Origin of the sequence: Winogradskyella sp. 4-2091, assembly GCF_045765065.1 — a bacterium.
Classification (GTDB): domain Bacteria; phylum Bacteroidota; class Bacteroidia; order Flavobacteriales; family Flavobacteriaceae; genus Winogradskyella.
The window spans coordinates 327,507-348,460 of sequence record NZ_JBJKOD010000004.1; the positions used below are offsets into that span (position 1 = coordinate 327,507).

Consider the following 20,954-nt stretch of genomic DNA (forward strand, 5'->3'; position numbering starts at 1 on the left):
CATGAAGCATTACTTTTTACTTTTTACCCTCGCGATGGTAATAAATTCTTTTGCACAAACAGATCAAAAAATCTACGATATTGTCGATGCCATTTCAGAGGAGAATCTACGTAGTGACGTAAAAAAACTAGCTGACTTTGGTACACGTCATACACTAAGTGATACAGTTTCAGAAACTAGAGGCATTGGAGCAGCAAGACGATGGATAAAATATCAATTCGATATTATTTCTAAAGACTGTAATAACTGTCTTAACGTATTTTTTCAAAGTAATTTTGTTGAGAAAGGTGCCAACCAACGTATTGTAAAGGATGTTAATGTGGTTAATGTTGTGGCTATTCAAAAAGGTACAAAATATCCTAATCGCTATATAATAATGAGTGGCGACATTGACTCTAGAGTTACAGATCCTAATGATTTTACCTCAGATGCTCCTGGCGCAAACGATAATGCCACAGGTATGGCAGGTGCTATGGAAGCCGCTCGAGTTTTATCTAAATACAAATTTGAAAATAGTATTATTTATGTTGGCCTGTCTGGTGAAGAACAAGGCTTGTTTGGTGGACAAGGATTAGCGAAATACGCTAAAGAACAAAACTGGGACATTATAGGTGTTTTAAATAATGATATGATTGGAAATATTTCTGGTGTAGATGGGATAATTGACAACCGTACATTCCGAATTTTTTCTGAACCAATAACAACCGCAGAAACAGATCCAAAAAAATTAGCTAATCAAAATAGAACGCGTCGTTACTATGGCGGCGAAATTGATGGTATTTCACGTCAGTTGGCTCGCTATGTTTATAAAACTACAAATACGTACATGCCAGAGATGAACCCAATGTTGGTCTACAGATTAGATCGTTTTGGTCGTGGAGGACATCATAGACCCTTTAATGACATGGGTTTTGCTGGTTTACGAATTATGGAAGCACATGAGAATTATACGCAACAACATCAAGATATTAGAACGGAAAATGGTATTGATTATGGTGATACTTTTGAGCACGTTAATATTCCGTATTGCAAAAAATTAACTGCTGTTAATGCAATAACAATGGCGAGCCTTGCCTCTGCTCCACCTTCTCCAAAAGAAGTTGGTATTGGAGGAATTGTTGAAGCTTCAGTAAAACTAAAATGGTCTAAAATTGAAGGTGCAAAAGGCTATAAAATTTATTGGCGAGATACGACATCGCCAACTTGGGATCATAGTAGATTTGTAGAAGATATTACTGAATTTACGTTAGATGGTATCGTGGTAGACAATTCATATTTTGGTGTTGCTTCTGTAGGCGAAAATGGTCATGAGAGCGTCGTTGTTTTTCCAAATAAAATTTTAAGATAATTACATGAAGCAAACTGCGCTTGTATTAATAACACTTTTCTTCTTTTTAAGTTGTCAAGGTCAAGGTCTACTGACAGACAAAAATAATTTTACTCGACAAGATACTCTAAGAGGTAGTATTACACCAGAACGTGAATGGTGGGATTTAACGTATTATCATTTGGATATAGAAGTTATACCAGATGATAAATTCATTTCAGGAAAAAACACTATTCACTATAAGGTTTTGCAATCACAACAAGTGATGCAAATAGATTTACAACACCCATTAAAAATTACTAAGGTACTTCAAAACGGAAAAGCATTAGAAGTTAAACATGATGGTAATGCACATTTCGTTTCACTATTAGAAAACCAAAAAATAGGCACAGTAAATTCTATTGATGTCTATTATGAAGGTCATCCAAAAGAAGCTAAACGTGCACCTTGGGATGGCGGATTCTCATGGAAAAAAGATAAGAATGGTAATCATTTTATAGCCACGTCTTGCCAAGGATTAGGTGCTAGTGTATGGTGGCCAAATAAAGATCATATGTATGATGAAGTGGATAGTATGCTTATCAGTGTTACTAACCCAAAAACGTTAACCAATGTATCTAACGGAAGGCTGAGAGCATTAGTAGAAAACAAGAATAATACAGTAACATCACACTGGTTTGTAAATAACCCAATCAATAATTATGGTGTAAATGTAAACATTGGAGACTACGTGAATTTTTCTGAGGTTTATAATGGAGAAAAAGGGGATTTAGACATGAATTATTATGTTTTAAGAGATCATCTTGAAACCGCAAAAACCCATTTTAAGGACGCTCCAAAAATGATGAAAGCATTTGAGCATTGGTTTGGTCCTTATCCATTTTACGAAGACAGCTTTAAACTCGTAGAAGTCCCATATTTAGGTATGGAACACCAAAGTTCTGTAACCTATGGCAATAAATACAAACAAGGCTATTTGGGTCGTGATTTATCTGGTACAGGCTTAGGTCTTAAGTTCGATTTTATTATTATTCACGAAGCTGGTCACGAATGGTTTGCCAATAACATTACCAATAAAGATATTGCAGACATGTGGATCCATGAAGGGTTTACCTCCTATTCTGAAAACTTGTTTCTAGATTATTACTACGGTAAAGAAGCATCAGCAGATTACGTTATTGGTACACGAAGAAATATTCAAAATGATAAACCTTTAATTGGAAATTATAATGTAAACAATGAAGGCTCTAGTGATATGTACTATAAAGGTGCAAATATTTTACATACGCTACGTCAGTTAATAGAAGATGATGAAAAATGGCGCGGAATCTTAAGGGGAATGAATGCTGAATTTTATCATCAAACCGTGACAACAGACCAGATTGAAAATTATCTAAGTAAAGAAACTGGTAAAGACTTAACAGCATTTTTTAATCAGTATTTAAGAACGATTAAAATTCCGACATTGGAATATTCAATTTCGGATACCACGTTAAAATTCCGATGGACAAATACTGTTGAAGATTTTGACATGCCAATTCAAGTTGAATTTAATGACCAATCCAAATGGATATTTCCTACTACTGAGTGGCAATCAATAGAAATCGCTTCTGAAAAAATTAAGATTGATAGAGATTTTTATGTGAAATCTAAAAAAATATAAATGTCAGATTTAAAAGAACTCTATTTTAAAACAGATAAGGAATGGCGAGATTGGTTGCACCAAAATCATAAATCTGAACAAGGCATTTATCTCATATTTTACAAAGTAGACCATTCAATGGCTTCGATGCGTTGGGAAGAAGCTGTACGTGTTGCACTTTGTTACGGTTGGATAGATGCAACAGTTAAAAGCTTAGGCGATGGTAAACGACGTCAATATTTTTGCCCACGAAAACAAAAAAGTGTTTGGAGTGCTGTAAATAAAAAGCACTTAATTGAATTAGAAAAAGATAAGTTAATTCATTCGTCTGGCTATTATGCTATTAAAATTGCGAAAGAAAATGGCAGTTGGTCTGCTCTAGACGATGTTGAGAATGGGATTATTCCTGAAAATCTGCAAATCGCGTTTAACAACAATAAAAAGGCCTACGATAATTACCTCAACTTTGCTCCTAGTTATAGAAAAGGTTATTTGTATTGGTTAAACCAAGCTAAAAGAGAGGCGACTCAACAAAAAAGAATCGCAGAGATTATAAAACTCTGCGATGCTAATATTAAAAGTCGTGATAATCGGTAAATTCTACAATCCACTAATATAACTTCCGTAAGGGTCTTTAAACTGAAGCCCTTCTGAAAAACGATACTTACTTAGTTTTTTAAATTGTGTTAAACCCCAAAGAATAAACTCTTTTTCAAAATAGACATCTTTTGAATCAATCTCTGGTTGATAATCTGCAATTAAAGCATCTAAAGGTGTTACCTCATCTAATTTAGCTTTATAAGTAGCATCGTCTAAATCATCTAAAAGTTCAAAACCATCGCCATTAAAAAACCAAGAGATTAAATCATCATAAGGTGTTTCTTCGCCTTGCTTTTCTAATTTTTCAACCTTAGGAAAATACTTCGGAAACAATGTTTTTACAGCGTCTTCCATTAATGAATTAGCCACAAAATCTGCGCCTTCTTGTTCACCTTCGTAAACCAATTCTACTTTTCCGGTAATGGCCGGAATTACGCCAATAAAATCAGATAATCTTACAGATGTTTTATCATCTCCAGAAATTAAAGCACGTCTTTCTGCTGTACTTAGTAGATTTTCGAAAGCTGTAATACTCATACGTGCACTTACACCACTTTTTACATCAACATACTCACTTTCTCTAGCTTCAAAACTAATTTGCTCCAATAAATCTTTGGCCAATTCTGGTACGTAAACCGATTCTGATTGTCTAGAATCTAACTTTGCTTCTTGAGCTGTAATTGTTCTTGCCGTTTCTACAGAATCTGGGTAATGCGTTAAAATTTGAGAACCTATTCTATCTTTTAATGGTGTTACAATACTTCCTCTATTGGTATAATCTTCAGGATTTGCTGTAAATACAAATTGCATATCTAATGGCAATCGTAATTTGAAACCTCTAATTTGTATATCGCCTTCTTGTAAAATATTAAACAAAGCTACCTGTATTCTAGCTTGTAAATCTGGCAATTCATTAATAACAAAAATACAACGGTTCGCTCTTGGAATCATACCATAATGAATCACACGATCATCTGCATAACTCAGTTTTAAATTCGCCGCTTTTATTGGGTCTACATCTCCAATAATATCTGCTACAGTAACATCTGGTGTTGCTAATTTTTCAGCAAATCGCTCACTTCTATGCAACCAAGTAATTGGTGTATTATCTCCTTTTTCTTTGATTAATTCAATAGCGTATCTAGAAATTGGTGCTAACGGATCATCATTAATTTCTGAACCTTCCACAACGGGAATGTATTCATCTAACAACGTTACCATCAAACGTGCTAAACGTGTTTTAGCCTGACCTCTCAATCCTAATAAATTAATATTATGACGCGATAAAATAGCACGTTCTAATTCCGGAATCACAGTATTCTCATAACCATGAATACCTTCAAAAGTTATTTTTTTGTTCTTTATATTTTCAATTAAATTATCTCTTAATTCATCTTTTATAGATTTTGATTGATAACTTGATTGTTTTAATTCGCCTAGTGTATTTATATTCATAAATTAGCCCCTTTTAATTTCCCCATAAGGGGAAAAACTCAACGTGGGAATTTGAGCTTTAATTTCCATTTTTTCTTTATTCCTTCCCTTCGGGAAGGTTAGGATGGGCTTTTTTTTTAACCCTTAATCCTCTTTTTTCTGTTATTCTCGTAATCTTCAAAAATCATTTCACCCAAACCTTTTAAGCCTGTGTAAAATACTTTCCCTCTATTGGCTTGCGTAAATTCTCTAATAAATTGCATTAGATAAGGGTCTTCTGCAATCATAAATGTCGTAATTGGAATATGTAATCGTCTCGCCTGCTGTGCCATTGCATAACATTTGTTAGTTATGTATGGATCTAAGCCATTACTATTTTTATAATATTGACCGTCTGGCAAACGTAAACAACTAGGTTTACCATCTGTAATCATAAAAATTTGTTTGTTGGTATTACGTTTTCTCCGCAACATATCCATGGCTAATTGCAAACCTGCAACCGTATTGGTATGGTAAGGTCCTACTTTTAGGTATGGCAATTCCTTAATTTTTATTGGCCAAGCATCATTACCAAATACTAAAATCTCTAAGGTGTCTTTTGGGTAACGCGTCGTAATTAATTCGGCCAAAGCCATTGCCACTTTTTTAGCAGGAGTAATTCTATCTTCTCCATAAAGAATCATACTGTGACTAATATCAATCATTAACACAGTACTCATCTGGCTTTTGTGTAGTGTTTCTTCTACCACCAAATCATCTTCTGTAAGACTAAAATCACCAATTCCGTTGTTAATTTGAGCGTTTCTAATACTTTCGGTCATAGAAACTTTATCCAAATTATCTCCAAATTGATAGCTCCTAAAATCGCCAGTATGTTCGTCTCCAAGGCCAACACCTTTACTTTTATGGTTACCAGAACCACTGCGTTTTATTTTACCAAAAATCTGATCTAAGGCTTGTTGCCTTATAGCACGTTCAGTTTTTGCTGTTATGGTAAGCCCACCTTCACCTGTTCCATTAGGATCAATTTCTTCGCGGATGTAACCTTTGTTTTTTAGATCTTCTATAAAATCATCAATGGTATACTCTGGTGTGGTAAGTTTATATTCCTTGTCTAATTGACGCAACCAATCTATGGCTTCATCAAAATCACCAGAAGTATGCGTTATTAACTCTTTAAAAATCTCAAAGAGTTTTTCAAAAGGTGATTGATGAGGCGCTTCGTACGTTTTAAATACAAAGCCTCTTTTATTTATTTTTTCTTTCATGTGTTTTTGTTTATTGTGATTAACTGACACATGCAGTTCGCAATTAAAAATTTCTTTTTGATTGAAATTTTTAGTATGCTCTTTTCATAGCTATGTAAAAATAATGATTTTTCATTTTAAAAGACAGTGAGTAGAATAACTTAACATCACATTAAGACTTCTCTAATTATTTTACTTAATTTTAAAGCTTACTCAACCAACCTAAAAAAAATGAAGAATTTACTCGCTCTCGTTATGCTTTTCAGTATAACATTTATGTCTGCACAAGACTTTTCAATGGACTTAGTAAAAAATATGCATCCAAGAAACATTGGTCCTGGTGGTATGTCTGGACGTGTTACTGCCATTGATGTAGTGAACAATAATCCGGATATTATGTACGTCGGAACCGCTTCTGGTGGACTATGGAAATCTAATTCTGGAGGTATTACTTGGGAACCTGTTTTTGATAAAGAAGTTACGGCTTCCATTGGTGCTGTTGAAATTCAGCAATCAAATCCAAGTGTTATTTGGGTTGGTACAGGTGAAGGAAATCCGCGTAACTCATTAAATGGTGGTTATGGCATTTATAAATCTTTAGATGGCGGAAAAACGTGGAAGACTATGGGTCTTGAAAAAACAAGACATATTCATAGAATTATTGTAGACCCAACCAATCCAGATATCGTTTATGTTGGTGCCATTGGTTCACCTTGGGGAGAACACCCAGAACGTGGTGTTTTTAAAACCATTGATGGTGGCGAAACTTGGAACAAAGTGCTATTCGCGAACAATAAAACTGGTGCTGCAGATTTAATAATGGATCCTGCAAACCCAAATAAATTAATCGCCACACTATGGGAACATAAACGCGAACCTTGGTTTTTTAATTCTGGAGGTGAAGGTTCTGGAATGCACATTACACATGATGGTGGGAAAACTTGGAAAAAGATCTCAGAAGATGATGGTTTCCCAAAAGGGAATTTAGGACGTATTGGTGTTGCTATTGCACCAAACAAACCAGACGTTATTTATGCTTTGGTTGAAGCTAAAAAAAATGCACTCTACAAAAGTGAAGATGGTGGTTTTAAATGGAAAAAAATAAATGATAAAAGTGATATTGGAAATAGACCATTCTATTATTCTGAAATTTACGTAGATCCTGAAAATGAAAACAGAGTGTATTCAGTTTTCACATACGTTAATGTTTCAGAAGATGGTGGCAAAAACTTTAAACAACTAATGCCAGCTTATGGTGTAGATAATGGTGTACACCCTGATCATCATGCTTGGTGGATTCATCCTGAAAATGGAAAATTTATGATTGATGGTAATGATGGTGGAATGAATATTACTAAAGATGGTGGAAAAACTTGGCGATTTATTGGAAATCTTCCTGTCGCACAATTCTATCATATTAATGTCGATAATGAATTTCCGTATAACGTTTATGGTGGTATGCAAGATAATGGATCTTGGCGCGGACCAGCTTACGTATGGAAATCGCAAGGCATTAGAAATAGCTATTGGCAAGAAATTAGTTTTGGCGATGGCTTTGATGTTATTCCAGATAAAGACGATTCTCGTTATGGTTGGACGATGAGCCAACAAGGTTACGTAAGCCGATACGATTGGAAAACAGGAAACAATTACATGGTAAGACCTACACATGAAGATGCTAATGTAAAATTACGTTTCAACTGGAATTCTGCAATAAATATAGATCCATTTAATAATTCTACAGTTTACTTCGGTAGTCAGTTTGTTCATAAATCTACAGACAAAGGCGAAACTTGGACGGTTATTTCACCAGATCTAACAACTAATGATCCTGAAAAATTAAAGCAATCTGAAAGTGGTGGTTTAACTATGGATGCAACTGGTGCAGAAAATCACTGTACTGTTTTGGTTATAGAACCGTCGCCTGTTGAAAAAAACATGCTTTGGGCTGGTACAGATGATGGACGAGTTCATTACACTACAAATGGAGGAGATTCATGGAATGATGTTACCAAAAACCTGAAGGATTTACCTAAAGGAAGCTGGATCGCTCAAATAAAAGCATCTAATAAAAATAAAGGAGAAGCACTTTTAATAGCTAATGATTACAGACGTTTTAACTATACGCCTTATGCTTACAGAACCAAAAATTATGGTAAATCTTGGGAACGAATCGTTGATGCTGCCGATGTACAGAGTTACACTTTAGCTATTGTTGAAGATTTAGTAGAACCTAATCTTTTATTCTTAGGAACAGATGATGGTTTATATGTTTCTTTAGATGCTGGAAATAAATGGACCAAATGGACCGAAGGATTCCCTACAACCTCAGTAAAAGATTTAGTGATTCAACCAAGAGAACATGATTTAGTGATCGGTACATTTGGAAGAGCAGCTTGGGTTTTAGATGATATTAAACCATTAAGAGAAATGGCTAAAAACAAATCTATTATGGATTCTACAATTAAACTTTTTGAACCACCAACAGCTTATCAAGCCGCTTACCAGCAACCAACAGGAAGCCGTTTTGGAGCCGATGCCATGTATCAAGGTGAGAATAGAAAAGGTGGTGCAACGTTTTCTTATTTAATTAACAAAAAGGAAGACGTCAAGTCTAACATAAAAGCGAATGCAAAAAAAGGTGATAAGAGCATAAGTGACAAGAAAATTGGGCCAGATGATGAAGAGTCTGATGACATTAGTAGTGACAAAAGCAAAGATGAATCTAAAGTAAAATGGGATTCTTTAACTTTAAAATTGTATGATGGTGAACGTTTAATAAGAACTTTAAAAACGAAAGCGCCTAAAGAAAATGGTTTGCACAATTGGACGTGGAGAATGCGTGAATCTGGAGCAGACAGACCATCGAGAAGGATTAGAAAAAACACAAGAGAGTCTTCTGGTGTAAATGTAAAACCTGGTATTTATAGAGCGGTTCTGCATTATGGTGACCAAGTATCGGAAACCACTGTTAAAGTAGAATCTGATCCTCGTTTAGACGTTTCTCAAAAAAATATTGATGAAGTCTATGCAGCTGCAAAACAGTTAGAACAAATGCAACAAACTACTGCGGATGCTGTAAAACAATTAGTAGAAAGTAAAGCTATAGCAGAAAACTACAAGAAAGACTTATTTAAATTAGATAAAGAAAAGTTTAAAGAGGAGATTAAATCTTCTAAAGCTATTATAAAATCAATTAATGGATTATTAGACAAATATCTAGGTAAAGAAGACAAACGACAAGGAATTACAAGAAGTCCTGAAGTTACACCTTTATTGCGTTTAAGAACAGCAAGTGGTTATGTGAACGGCAGCCAAAATGGATTAACCTCAACAGAAACTACACTAATTAAACAAGCTACTGACGCTTTAGATACACTACTTTCTGAAACTAATGCTTTTTTTAATGAAGATTGGACAGCGTATAAAGCTAAAATGGAAGTTATAAAAGCAAATCCTTTTAAGGAAGTTATGCGTTTTAGTACTGACTAGAAGCTGATGTGAATTTTATAAAAACACTCTAATTTTTTTAGGGTGTTTTTTTATTCAACACGTCTTAACCCTTCTAAATCTTCAATTTTAACATGTTTCCCTTTTGTAGAAATTAAACCATATTTTTTGAATTGAGATAAGATTCTAATTGCAGATTCTGTTGCTGTACCTACTAAATTAGCATAATCCTCTCTTGATAATATGACATTTAAAAACCCATTGTCATCCTTATCAAACGTTTCTTGTAGATAAATTAAAACATCGGCCAAACGTTGTTTAACAGATTTCTGAGCCATATCTACTATAATGTTATCAGCAGTTTTAAGTTCTTTTGCCATCTCTTGTAACATATCTAAAGAGAACTTGGCATTATTAGTTAGATCGTGCATAACTTCATTCTTAGGAATAAAGCAAACTTCCATATCATTCAGTGCTATAGCTGTGAGATTAGATTTCTCATCAGACACCAAAGAACGTTGCCCAATTAAGTCGCCTCTGACTACCAATTTCACAATTTGCTCTTTGCCATTAGCACTCAGTTTAGACAGCTTACAGACACCATCTTTAACACAATAAACACCATTAATACTTTCCCCTTCTCTAAAGATAACTTCGCCTTTATTTACAAACCGCGAAGTCTTACAACCAGAGATTCTAATTAAATCTTCCTTCCCTAAAGCTTTTAAAGAATTAAACTGTTTTATAATACATTGGTCGCATTTACTCATAGCAATATCCTATTATTTCAAAGTTAATCAAAACATGACAAATATCATAGTTTAAAACCACTTGTATTGTGACTTTTGTCACAGGTATAATTGAGCAAATATTATTATGGAAAACAATACGTGTTTTCATTGTGGAGATGACTGTGGTAATCATCCAATCACATTTCAAGAAAAATCATTCTGCTGTAATGGCTGTAAAACAGTTTTTGAAATTTTTAACGAAAACGACCTAACTTGTTATTACGATTTACAGAATTCACCAGGAGCAATCCCAAAAGAAATTGAAGGTAAATACGATTTTCTTTCGCAAGATAACATTATAGAAAAGCTTACGGAATTTAGAAGTGATTCTATAGAAATTGCTACGCTTTACATTCCGCATATTCACTGTAGTTCTTGTATTTGGATATTAGAAAACCTCAACAAATTAAATCCTAATATTTCTGATTCTCAAGTCAATTTTGGTAAGAAAACCGTAAGAGTAACCTATAATTCTGAAAGCACAAATTTAAAGTCTGTAGTCTTATTATTAAGCTCTATAGGCTATGAACCTTATATTAGTCTAGATGATTTTAAATCTGGAAAACAACACATCAATAGAACCTTAATTTATAAACTTGGTGTTGCCGCATTTGGCTTTGGTAACATTATGTTTTTATCATTTCCTGAGTATTTTGAAGTGAACGAATTTTGGTTAGAACAGTACAAACCATTATTTAGGTGGTTAATGTTTGCGCTATCGCTTCCTATTGTATTTTATTCGGCACAAGATTATTTTGTTTCAGCTTTTAAAGGTCTCAAAGCAAAACTTCTAAATATTGATGTGCCTATTGCTTTAGGAATTTCGGTATTATTTTTTAGAAGTACTATTGAAATTATTTTTGACTTAGGTTCAGGCTTTTTCGATAGTTTAGCTGGTTTGGTATTCTTTTTATTAGTTGGTAAATTCTTTCAACAAAAAACTTACGATTTCTTATCCTTTGAGCGCGATTATAAATCCTACTTTCCTATTGCAATTACTAAGATTGATAAAGAAGGAAGCGAAAATTCTATTCAAGTTTATGATATAGAAAAAGGCGACCGTATTTTAATTAGAAACGAAGAATTAATTCCTGTAGATGGTATTCTCATAAACGGAAACGCTAAAATAGATTACAGTTTTGTTACTGGCGAATCGCAAACTGTTTCTAAACAATCGGGAGACAAGCTCTTTGCTGGAGGCAAACAAACTAATGGTGTAATAGAAATGGAAGCTCTAAAATCTGTTGAGCAAAGTTACCTAACGCAATTATGGAGTAACGATGTTTTCAATAAAAACAAAGAGGATGGCTTTACTAATATTACAAATACAATAAGCAAGCATTTTACCATTGCTATTTTAACCATCTCAATAATAGCCACCACATTTTGGTTATTTACAGATAGTACAAAGGCCATGAATGTCTTTACGGCTGTGCTCATTATTGCTTGTCCTTGTGCTATTGCGCTTTCTGCACCATTTACTTTTGGTAATCTTCTTAGAATCTTAGGAAAACAAAAATTCTACGTAAAAAACGCTAGTGTTATTGAGCAACTTGCACAGATAAATACTGTGATTTTTGATAAAACAGGAACCATTACATCCAACAAAGAAAGTAATGCTGAGTACGATGGCGACTTATTATCCGATTCTGAAAACATAGTGCTTAAAAACTCACTTAGAGGTTCTAATCATCCTTTAAGTAGAACCTTGTATAATGTTTTACAGGAAAATAATATCGTAACGCTTGATGCTTTTGAAGAACACATTGGCAAAGGTATTGAAGCAAAGCACAATGCTGTTAACATGAAAATTGGCTCGGCAAGTTTTGTAGGTAATCCTAATGACACAGCGGTTTTAAACACAACGGTTCATGTCAGTAGTAACAATGTTTATAAAGGAAAATTCACGTTTTATAATAGTTATAGAAAAGGTGTTTCAAAATTATTTAATCAATTGAAGCAACAGTTTGATTTGGTCATTCTATCTGGCGATAATGAAGGAGAACGCGAAAACTTGAAAAAATTACTTCCTGCTAAAACTAAACTCATTTTCAATCAGAAGCCAGAAGATAAACTCGATTTTATAAAATACCATCAATCTGAAGACGCAAAAGTATTAATGATTGGCGACGGATTAAATGATGCTGGAGCTTTAGCACAAAGCGATGTAGGTATAGCTATTTCTGAAGATGTTAATGTGTTTTCGCCTGCTTGTGATGCCATCTTAGATGCTACAAAATTTGAAGAATTGTATACTTATATAAACGCTTCAAAATCGGCCATAAAAATTATTAAATGGAGCTTTGTGCTGTCATTTATCTATAACGTCATAGGATTATATTTTGCAGTAACAGGGCAGTTAGAACCCGTTGTTGCTGCCATCTTAATGCCTTTAAGTTCTATTAGCATTGTTGTTTTTACAACCATTGCCACCAACTTATTAGGGCGAAAAATAAAATAAAAAAGGTAACATGATAATTGTCATGTTTTACAAACAAGTTGAAACGTAATTTTGAACCATAACTTCAGTAGGTATGAGTGTTATTTATATTTTATTAACTGTTAGCGTCGTTGTTGGCGTTACGTTCTTCGTCATTTTTATAATGGCTGTAAGATCTGGTCAATATGATGATGACTACACACCTTCTGTACGCATGCTCTTTGAAGACGAACTTGTAAAAGAACAAACCAATACAATAAAACAAACTAAAACCGACTAATTTTTTTAATATGGAAATGCAACAATTCTGTTACGATAATAAAATCGTTAAAAAATTCCTCTATGCCACAATTGTTTTTGGTGTGGTTGGTATGCTCGTAGGTTTACTACTGGCTTTTATGTTTTTATTCCCAAACATGACCGATGGTATATCTTGGTTAAGTTTTGGTCGTTTAAGACCCTTACACACCAACGCAGTTATCTTTGCCTTTGTGGGTAATGCCATTTTTGCAGGCGTTTATTATTCATTACAACGTTTATTAAAAGCGAGAATGTTTAGTGATGTTTTAAGTAATATCAATTTTTGGGCATGGCAACTCATTATTGTTGGTGCAGCTATTACTTTACCTTTAGGTTATACAACATCTAAAGAATATGCCGAATTAGAATGGCCATTTGATATCGCTATTGCAGTCGTTTGGGTTGTTTTTGGTATCAACATGATTGCTACAATTTTAAAGCGTCGTCAACGTCACTTATATGTTGCCATTTGGTTTTACTTAGCCACATTTGTCACTGTAGCTGTACTTCATATTTTTAATAGTTTAGAACTACCTATTAGTTTAACAAGCATGAAGAGTTATTCTGTTTATGCAGGCGTTCAAGATGCCTTAGTGCAATGGTGGTATGGACATAATGCCGTTGCCTTTTTCTTAACGACACCGTTTTTAGGTTTAATGTATTACTTTGTTCCTAAAGCCGCAAACAGACCAGTTTATTCTTATAGGTTATCTATTGTTCACTTTTGGTCTTTAATCTTCATATACATTTGGGCAGGACCACACCATTTATTATATACTGCTTTGCCAGAATGGGCTCAGCACTTAGGTGTAGCATTCTCAGTAATGTTATTAATGCCATCTTGGGGAGGAATGATTAACGGATTATTAACCTTGCGTGGCGCTTGGGATAAAGTACGTACAGACCCAGTTTTAAAATTCATGGTTGTAGCGATTACTGGCTATGGTATGGCAACTTTTGAAGGACCAATGTTATCGCTTAAAAATGTAAACGCCATTGCGCACTTTACAGATTGGATTATTGCACACGTGCATGTTGGTGCATTAGCATGGAATGGTTTCTTAGCTTTTGGTATGATTTATTACCTGATCCCAAAATTATTTAAAACAAAACTATACTCTATAGGTTTAGCAAATATTCATTTCTGGATAGGTACTTTAGGTATCTTACTATATGCGTTACCAATGTATGTTGCTGGTTTTCAACAAGCAAGTATGTGGAAACAATTTAAGCCAGATGGTACTTTATTCTACGGTAACTTCTTAGAAACTGTAACTGAAATTATGCCAATGTATTGGATGCGAGCAATTGGTGGTACACTTTATATTACAGGAATGCTGATTTTAGTGGTTAATGTAATTATGACGGTCGTTACCTCTAAACATAAAGTCACAGATGAACTTGCTGAAGCACCTGCCTTAAAACGTGTGTCTAAAAAACGAGTCGCTGGAGAAGGATGGCATACTTGGTTAGAGCGTAAACCAATTCAATTAACCATTTACGCAACCATTGCTATTTTAATTGGTGGTATTGTACAGATTGTACCAACGATTGTTGTAAAATCTAATATACCAACCATAACGAGTGTAAAACCGTATACACCTTTAGAATTAGAAGGAAGAGACCTTTATATAAGAGAAGGTTGTGTTGGTTGTCACTCGCAAATGGTACGTCCATTTAGATCAGAAGTTGAGCGTTATGGCGAATACTCAAAAGCAGGAGAGTTTGTTTACGATCATCCCTTCCTTTGGGGAAGTAAACGTACAGGACCAGATTTACATAGAGTTGGAGGAAAATACTCAGACAACTGGCACTTTAACCACATGTACGATCCTCAGAGTACTTCAACAGGTTCTATTATGCCATCTTACAAATGGTTGATTGTTGGAGAAGGTGCTAAACTCGATAAATCTATGACTGAAAAGAAAATGGAAGCCATGGTATCTCTAGGTGTTCCATATTCTGAAGAAGATATTGCAAACGCTCAAGCCTCTATGTTAGAACAAGGCACTCAGATTGAGAAAAACTTATACAGCGATCCAGATTTTGTAGCTTCTTACGAAGCTGATAAAGCCAACTCTGGAGCTGAATTCGTAGAAATGCGAAATAGAGAGATTGTTGCCATGATTGCTTATTTACAGCGATTAGGTACTGATATAAAAGTTAAGGATATTATAAACGAAACTGCACAAAACTAAGATACTATGTTCAAATTTATAAAAGGCCATTTAGAAAGTATCACAGGTATAGAGATATACCCAATGATATCACTTCTTATATTCTTCATCTTTTTTGTAGTGTTATTCTACTGGGTAATAACTGCTAAAAAAGACTATATAACAAACGTTAGTAATATACCATTAGACAACCAAAACGATACTGAGATATGAGACATTTAATACCATCATACATTAGAGTACCTGTAATCTTTTTTACCATTGCTGGTCTCGTTGAGTACTTTGTAGAATCAGGCGATAAACCTGGATTTATAGAGCAACCCATTATTTTATTATTCCTATTACTTGTACTTTTAGTTTTAATTGGAATAGAAGGTATTGTTGGATCCTTAGATAACATCCTTTTTCAAAGTTTAGATGAAAAAGGTAAAGAGCGTTATTTAGCGTCTAGAACAAAATCGCCTCAGTTCACAAAAGCGAAAGCTATTTATTCAAAATTACTTGGTAAACAAAAACCAATTGAAGAAGAAGGCGAAATTATATTAGACCATAACTACGATGGTATTAAAGAATTAGATAACAATTTACCACCATGGTGGGTTTATTCTTTCTATATCTCAATTGTATTTGCTGTGATCTATATGGTACGTTACCACGTGTTTAATGCAGATGACCAATTCGTAGAATACGAAATTGAATATGCAGAGGCCAATGCTGCCATTGAAGAATATAAAAGAACAGCTAAAGGACTTGTTGATTTTAACACCGTAGAACTACTAACAGAGACAAGCGATTTAAATGCTGGTAAAAAAATATTTGAAACTAACTGTGTGGCTTGTCATAAAGCCGATGGTGGCGGAAGTATTGGTCCAAACTTAACCGATAAACATTGGATTTTAGGAGGCGGAATTAAAAATGTATTTAAAACCGTTTCTCAAGGTGGACGTGATGGTAAAGGAATGATATCTTGGAAAAAAGAAGGATTGAGTCCTTTAGAGATTGCACAAGTGGCTAGTTATGTGCTACAATTTCAAGGTACAACACCAGCAGAACCTAAAGCTGCGGAAGGCGATATTTGGGTAGACGAAAATGCTGAAAGCCCTGAAAATATGGATACCGAATCTACTGAAGAAAGCGCTGAAGATTCTGCAGAAGAAACAACTGACACTGCTGAAACTGTAGTATCAAATAACTAATAATAGTTATTCAATAAAAAAAATGGAAACGCCAGATAAAGAAATATTTAGAGACTCAATTGGTACCATTGATGAGGAAGGGAAACGTAAATGGGTTTTCCCTAAAAAACCCTCTGGTCCATTATATGAAAAGCGCAAATTAGTTAGCTATATTTTATTGGCCTTTTTACTAGCTGCACCTTTTATAAAAATCAATGGTAATCAGTTTCTACTATTTAATATTTTAGAAAGGCGTTTCAATATTTTTGGTTTTCCTTTTTGGCCACAAGATTTCTATCTTTTTGTCATCTCAATGTTAATTGGTGTGGTTTTTATCACTCTATTTACGGTAGGATTTGGTCGTGTTTTTTGCGGATGGATCTGTCCGCAAACCATATTTTTAGAAATGGTTTTTAGACGCATTGAATACTGGATTGATGGCGACCGAAATAAACAAATGCGATTGGCTCGTCAAAAATGGGATGCTGAGAAAATTAGAAAACGTGTTTTAAAATGGTTTATCTTTTTAATTATTTCATTTGTCATTGCTAATGTGTTTTTGGCCTATTTAATTGGAGGCGATAAACTCATAAAATATATAACTGAAGGCCCTTTTGAACATACAAGTACGCTAATTCCTTTACTGATATTTACTGCAGTATTCTATTTTATATTCGCTTGGTTTAGAGAACAAGTTTGTATTATAGCTTGCCCTTATGGACGTTTACAAGGCGTATTATTAGATAATAAATCTATCGTTGTAGCTTACGATCATAAACGAGGAGAAGCTGAAAACGGTAGAAAGAAATTCAGAAAAAATGAAGATCGTGAAGCACTTGGACATGGCGATTGCATTGACTGTTCGCAGTGTGTAAATGTTTGTCCTACTGGTATAGATATTAGAAACGGTACACAATTAGAATGTGTGAATTGCACTGCGTGTATTGATGAGTGCGACCACATTATGGAAAGTATCAACCTACCTAAAGGCTTAATTCGATTTGCAAGTGAAGATGAAATTGAGAAAAAAGAATCTTTTAAATTAACGCCTCGTTTAAAGGGTTATATAGCTGTACTTACCATTTTAGTTGGTGTTTTGGCTGGTATGCTCTTATTGAGAAGTGATGTTGAAGCCCGTATTTTACGATTACCAGGACAACTTTACGAGCATAAGGATAATGGTATAATCAGTAATGTTTATACATTCAAACTGGTTAATAAAACGTCAGAAAACATAGATGATTTAACCTTTAAACTGAGAGGTTGGGACGGAACTATTAACGTGGTTTCAACATCAGACACCTTTAAAGTAGATGCTCAAGGTATCGCAGAAGGCACATTATTTATTGAATTGAAACAAAGTGATTTGTCAGGAGATAAAAATGAAGTTATGATTGACCTTTACAGTAATGGCGAATTAATTGAACATACATCTGTAACGTTTTTAGGCCCTCGAAGTTTTAATTAATAAATGAGGAAATGGCTTCAATACAGTAACTAAGTATAATATGAGATCCTGAAAGGAGTTCAGGATGACAATTAAAAAAATGGAGGTTCCCAATTGGGAAGTAGAAATATGAAAATAAATTGGGGAACAGCAATAGTAATTGCATTTGTATGTTTTATTTCATTCATAATGTATTTTGTTATTAGTATGAGTACAAATGATAAATACGACCATGATTTGGTTGTAGAAGATTACTACGGACAAGAATTAGAATTTCAAGCAGATATTGATAAAGAGAATAATTCTAAAAATTTAAATTCTAATTTAACTTGGAAAAAAACGAATGAAGGAATTGTAATAACATTTCCAAAGGATTTAGCTATTAATTCAATCTCAGGAAAAGTGTTCCTATACAGACCATCTAACAAGCAACTAGATTTTGAAACGCCAATTTCATTATCTAACCACAATTTGCTCATACCTGACAATCGCTTGTTGGATGGTCGTTGGAACCTTAAAATAGATTGGAAATATAATACTAATTCTTACTTATTTAAAGAAGACATCAATTACTAAATGTTAGTTTCTGGGCTCATATTAGGTTTATTAGGAAGTTTGCACTGCGTTGGTATGTGCGGACCAATTGCCTTTATGTTACCAGTAGACCGCTCTAACTCATTTAAAAAAGTAAGTCAAGTTGCCATATATCATATCGGAAGACTTTTAGCTTATAGTCTTATTGGCTTAGCTTTTGGTATCTTAGGTAAAAGCTTTTACCTCTTTGGCGTGCAACAACAACTTTCAATTATTATTGGACTATTAATGATCGTCATTGTTCTTTTACCACATAAAACAATTAGTAAATACAATCTTTCAAAACCACTATATAAACTCATCTCTAAGGTAAAATCATCTTTAGGGAAAGCCTTAAAAAAGAAAACTGCTGACACCTTTTTAACTATTGGTTTTCTTAACGGATTTTTGCCCTGTGGCTTAGTATATATGGCTGTTTTTGGAGCTATTGCTACGGGCAGTTTATTACAAGGAAGTTTGTATATGCTTCTTTTTGGGCTTGGCACTATTCCACTTATGACCACAGCTATTTATTTAGGCAAGTTTTTAAATTCCACAATAAAACAACGTATTCAGAAAGCAATTCCTGTTTTTGTGGTTGTTATTGGTGTTTTGTTTATTCTTCGTGGTTTGGGCTTAGGAATCCCTTACATTTCTCCTGCTCCAATGATAGAAATGGCTTCAAGTGCTATTGAGTGTCATTAAAAACAAATGATTTCCTATATTAGTCGCTATTAACTCCAATCATCACGAATGAAAAAAATCATAATTGCACTAATTTGCACAACAAGTTTTCTTATATCATCTGCCCAAAATACGAGTGTAGAAAAATCCATTTATGGCATTCAAACAGGTCTCTTAGGTGTATGGGCACATAACGAATTAAAACTCACTAACAGCATTGCTTTGCGCAGTGAATTAGGGTTTGATGTAGGTGCATTCAGTGAAAGGTTAGGAGAAGATCCTGAATTCTTATTCATCTTAATACCTGCAATTACTGTGGAACCAAGATGGTATTACAATTTAAATAAACGCGAATCTAAATCACTTAGAACAGATGGCAACAGTGGAAATTTCATTTCTATAAAAACAACCTATCATGTGGATAAAGTCATAGGGTCAGTACCAAATCACTTAAACTATATTAGTGATATAACTATTGTGCCAACTTGGGGAATTAGACGAAATATTGGAAAACATTTTAACTACGAAACCGGAATTGGTATTGGCTATGGTCATTACTTTAAAGAGAAGGACGTCTACATTAAAGATGTTAACGTAGTGGCATTAAATCTACATTTAAGATTAGGTTACCGGTTTTAAACTGTGTTGCTTCTAAATTAAAAATCTAGTTAAGTTTAAAACTCATCGTTGCAATAAATTACAGCCATAAAAAACGCCAAAGATTTGAATCTTTGACGTTTTTAAAACGGTGTTACCAAACACTAACTAAAATAACATCGTTATTTAATTATATTTTAAAAGTCATCACTGGTAATGTAGAATGATTTGCTATATCCTCAGATACACTACCTTCAAAGAAATGTGATAACCCTTTTCTACCATGTGTCGCAACAGCTATAACATCTGCTCCTATTACATTAGCAAAATTTAAAATTCCTTTTTCCACTGAATAATCCGAAACGACATTTACTGCATTTAAACTGTTTAAATCGCCATCTGCTTTTTCTAGGAATTCGGCAATTTTTTTATCTATTTCTGAAGAGCTTAGAAAATTTCCGTCTGGAGAATTAACATATACTAAATGTAGTTTTGCGTTAAGTTTATCAAAAGTAGATTTAGCTCTTAGATAAGGTTTTATCGCTTCTTCCGTAAAATCACTTGCAAACACAACATTATCAAAATCAAATAATATAGGGTTATGTTTTACCACTAAAACCGGAATATCTGAGTGACGAACCACTTTTTCGGTATTAGAACCTACTAAAACTTCTTTAATACCACTAACACCATGAGAGCCCATAACAATGAGATCAGCGTTGTGTTCTTTTGCGACATCATTTACTTCACTCCAAACTTTAAAATGTTTAACAATTGGAGTTAATTCAATATCCTTTAGAAATGGTTTATCTAAGAAATCATCAAATTTTTGTTCGGCTAGTTTTAAATAAAATACAGCCTCTTGACTTAAAGCATCACTAGAAGACGAAATGATAGCATTAGACAATTCTAACATATGCAATACAATAAGTTCAGAATTAAACTTTTGAGCTAAACTTGCTGCTGCTTCAAGAGCAAACTCAGAATGTTCAGAGAAATCTACTGGTACAATTATTTTTTTCATGATATTTTTTTTAATTAGTGATGTTATTTAATGATCGTTTGTATTA

At 33.9% G+C, this 20,954-nt stretch carries 17 protein-coding genes; 13 read left to right on the forward strand and 4 right to left on the reverse strand.

All coding sequences use genetic code 11. The features are described 5' to 3' along the window. Position 1: 1 nt before the first annotated feature. The 3 genes from ACJBCC_RS07655 to ACJBCC_RS07665 are packed head-to-tail and all read left to right on the forward strand — an operon-like array spanning position 2 to position 3,566. The gene (locus ACJBCC_RS07655) at positions 2-1,348 is read left to right on the forward strand and encodes a M28 family metallopeptidase (protein WP_299100661.1); all 1,347 of its coding nucleotides are present in this window, start codon (positions 2-4) and stop codon (positions 1,346-1,348) included. 4 nt (positions 1,349-1,352) lie between these two features. Continuing rightward, positions 1,353-2,990: a M1 family metallopeptidase gene (locus ACJBCC_RS07660; RefSeq protein ID WP_407556841.1), complete on the forward strand. Its 1,638-nt coding sequence runs from the start codon at positions 1,353-1,355 to the stop codon at positions 2,988-2,990. Further along, positions 2,991-3,566, forward strand: coding sequence for a YdeI/OmpD-associated family protein (locus ACJBCC_RS07665; RefSeq protein WP_407556842.1), 576 nt, complete (start codon positions 2,991-2,993; stop codon positions 3,564-3,566). Positions 3,567-3,569: 3 nt separating this feature from the next. On the opposite strand, the gene ACJBCC_RS07670 is transcribed toward ACJBCC_RS07665, so the two are convergent. Next, entirely contained in the window at positions 3,570-5,024 is a 1,455-nt protein-coding gene (locus tag ACJBCC_RS07670; RefSeq protein ID WP_407556843.1) for a magnesium chelatase, read from the reverse strand. Positions 5,025-5,140: 116 nt separating this feature from the next. Beyond that, the gene (locus tag ACJBCC_RS07675; RefSeq protein WP_407556844.1) at positions 5,141-6,271 is read right to left on the reverse strand and encodes a vWA domain-containing protein; all 1,131 of its coding nucleotides are present in this window, start codon (positions 6,269-6,271) and stop codon (positions 5,141-5,143) included. 210 nt (positions 6,272-6,481) lie between these two features. On the opposite strand from ACJBCC_RS07675, the gene ACJBCC_RS07680 reads away from it, so the two are divergent. Then, positions 6,482-9,742 carry a WD40/YVTN/BNR-like repeat-containing protein gene (locus ACJBCC_RS07680; protein WP_407556845.1) on the forward strand — a complete coding sequence of 1,087 codons (3,261 nt, stop codon included), beginning with the start codon at positions 6,482-6,484 and terminating at the stop codon, positions 9,740-9,742. 50 nt (positions 9,743-9,792) lie between these two features. Here ACJBCC_RS07680 and ACJBCC_RS07685 read toward each other — a convergent pair whose 3' ends face one another. Beyond that, a complete protein-coding gene (locus tag ACJBCC_RS07685; protein WP_407556846.1) occupies positions 9,793-10,470 on the reverse strand; it encodes a Crp/Fnr family transcriptional regulator in 678 nt (225 codons plus the stop codon). A gap of 106 nt (positions 10,471-10,576) precedes the next feature. Between ACJBCC_RS07685 and ACJBCC_RS07690 the strand changes: the two genes are divergently transcribed. The 9 genes from ACJBCC_RS07690 to ACJBCC_RS07730 all read left to right on the forward strand — a co-directional run bounded on the left by ACJBCC_RS07690 (position 10,577) and on the right by ACJBCC_RS07730 (position 19,926). Beyond that, entirely contained in the window at positions 10,577-12,952 is a 2,376-nt protein-coding gene (locus ACJBCC_RS07690) for a heavy metal translocating P-type ATPase (RefSeq protein WP_407556847.1), read from the forward strand. Positions 12,953-13,025: 73 nt separating this feature from the next. Continuing rightward, entirely contained in the window at positions 13,026-13,211 is a 186-nt protein-coding gene (gene ccoS, locus ACJBCC_RS07695; protein WP_299100644.1) for a cbb3-type cytochrome oxidase assembly protein CcoS, read from the forward strand. 10 nt (positions 13,212-13,221) lie between these two features. Further along, positions 13,222-15,429, forward strand: a complete 2,208-nt coding sequence (gene ccoN / locus ACJBCC_RS07700; protein ID WP_407556848.1) for a cytochrome-c oxidase, cbb3-type subunit I — start codon at positions 13,222-13,224, stop codon at positions 15,427-15,429. A 6-nt stretch (positions 15,430-15,435) separates the two neighbouring features. After that, positions 15,436-15,621, forward strand: a complete 186-nt coding sequence (locus ACJBCC_RS07705; RefSeq protein WP_299100639.1) for a CcoQ/FixQ family Cbb3-type cytochrome c oxidase assembly chaperone — start codon at positions 15,436-15,438, stop codon at positions 15,619-15,621. Then, entirely contained in the window at positions 15,618-16,604 is a 987-nt protein-coding gene (locus ACJBCC_RS07710) for a cbb3-type cytochrome c oxidase N-terminal domain-containing protein (protein ID WP_407556849.1), read from the forward strand. The genes ACJBCC_RS07705 and ACJBCC_RS07710 overlap by 4 nt, the downstream gene beginning before the upstream one ends. Before the next feature lie 22 nt (positions 16,605-16,626). After that, on the forward strand, positions 16,627-18,051 hold the full coding sequence (gene ccoG, locus ACJBCC_RS07715) for a cytochrome c oxidase accessory protein CcoG (RefSeq protein WP_299100635.1): 1,425 nt from the start codon (positions 16,627-16,629) through the stop codon (positions 18,049-18,051). 108 nt (positions 18,052-18,159) lie between these two features. Then, positions 18,160-18,606 carry a FixH family protein gene (locus ACJBCC_RS07720; protein ID WP_299100633.1) on the forward strand — a complete coding sequence of 149 codons (447 nt, stop codon included), beginning with the start codon at positions 18,160-18,162 and terminating at the stop codon, positions 18,604-18,606. Next, entirely contained in the window at positions 18,607-19,308 is a 702-nt protein-coding gene (locus ACJBCC_RS07725) for a sulfite exporter TauE/SafE family protein (RefSeq protein ID WP_407556850.1), read from the forward strand. It abuts the gene before it with no gap. 48 nt (positions 19,309-19,356) lie between these two features. Then, the gene (locus ACJBCC_RS07730; protein WP_407556851.1) at positions 19,357-19,926 is read left to right on the forward strand and encodes a hypothetical protein; all 570 of its coding nucleotides are present in this window, start codon (positions 19,357-19,359) and stop codon (positions 19,924-19,926) included. A 148-nt stretch (positions 19,927-20,074) separates the two neighbouring features. Here the strand turns inward: ACJBCC_RS07730 and ACJBCC_RS07735 are convergent, their stop codons facing one another. After that, positions 20,075-20,908: a universal stress protein gene (locus tag ACJBCC_RS07735; RefSeq protein ID WP_407556852.1), complete on the reverse strand. Its 834-nt coding sequence runs from the start codon at positions 20,906-20,908 to the stop codon at positions 20,075-20,077. Between the last annotated feature and the right edge of the window lie 46 nt (positions 20,909-20,954).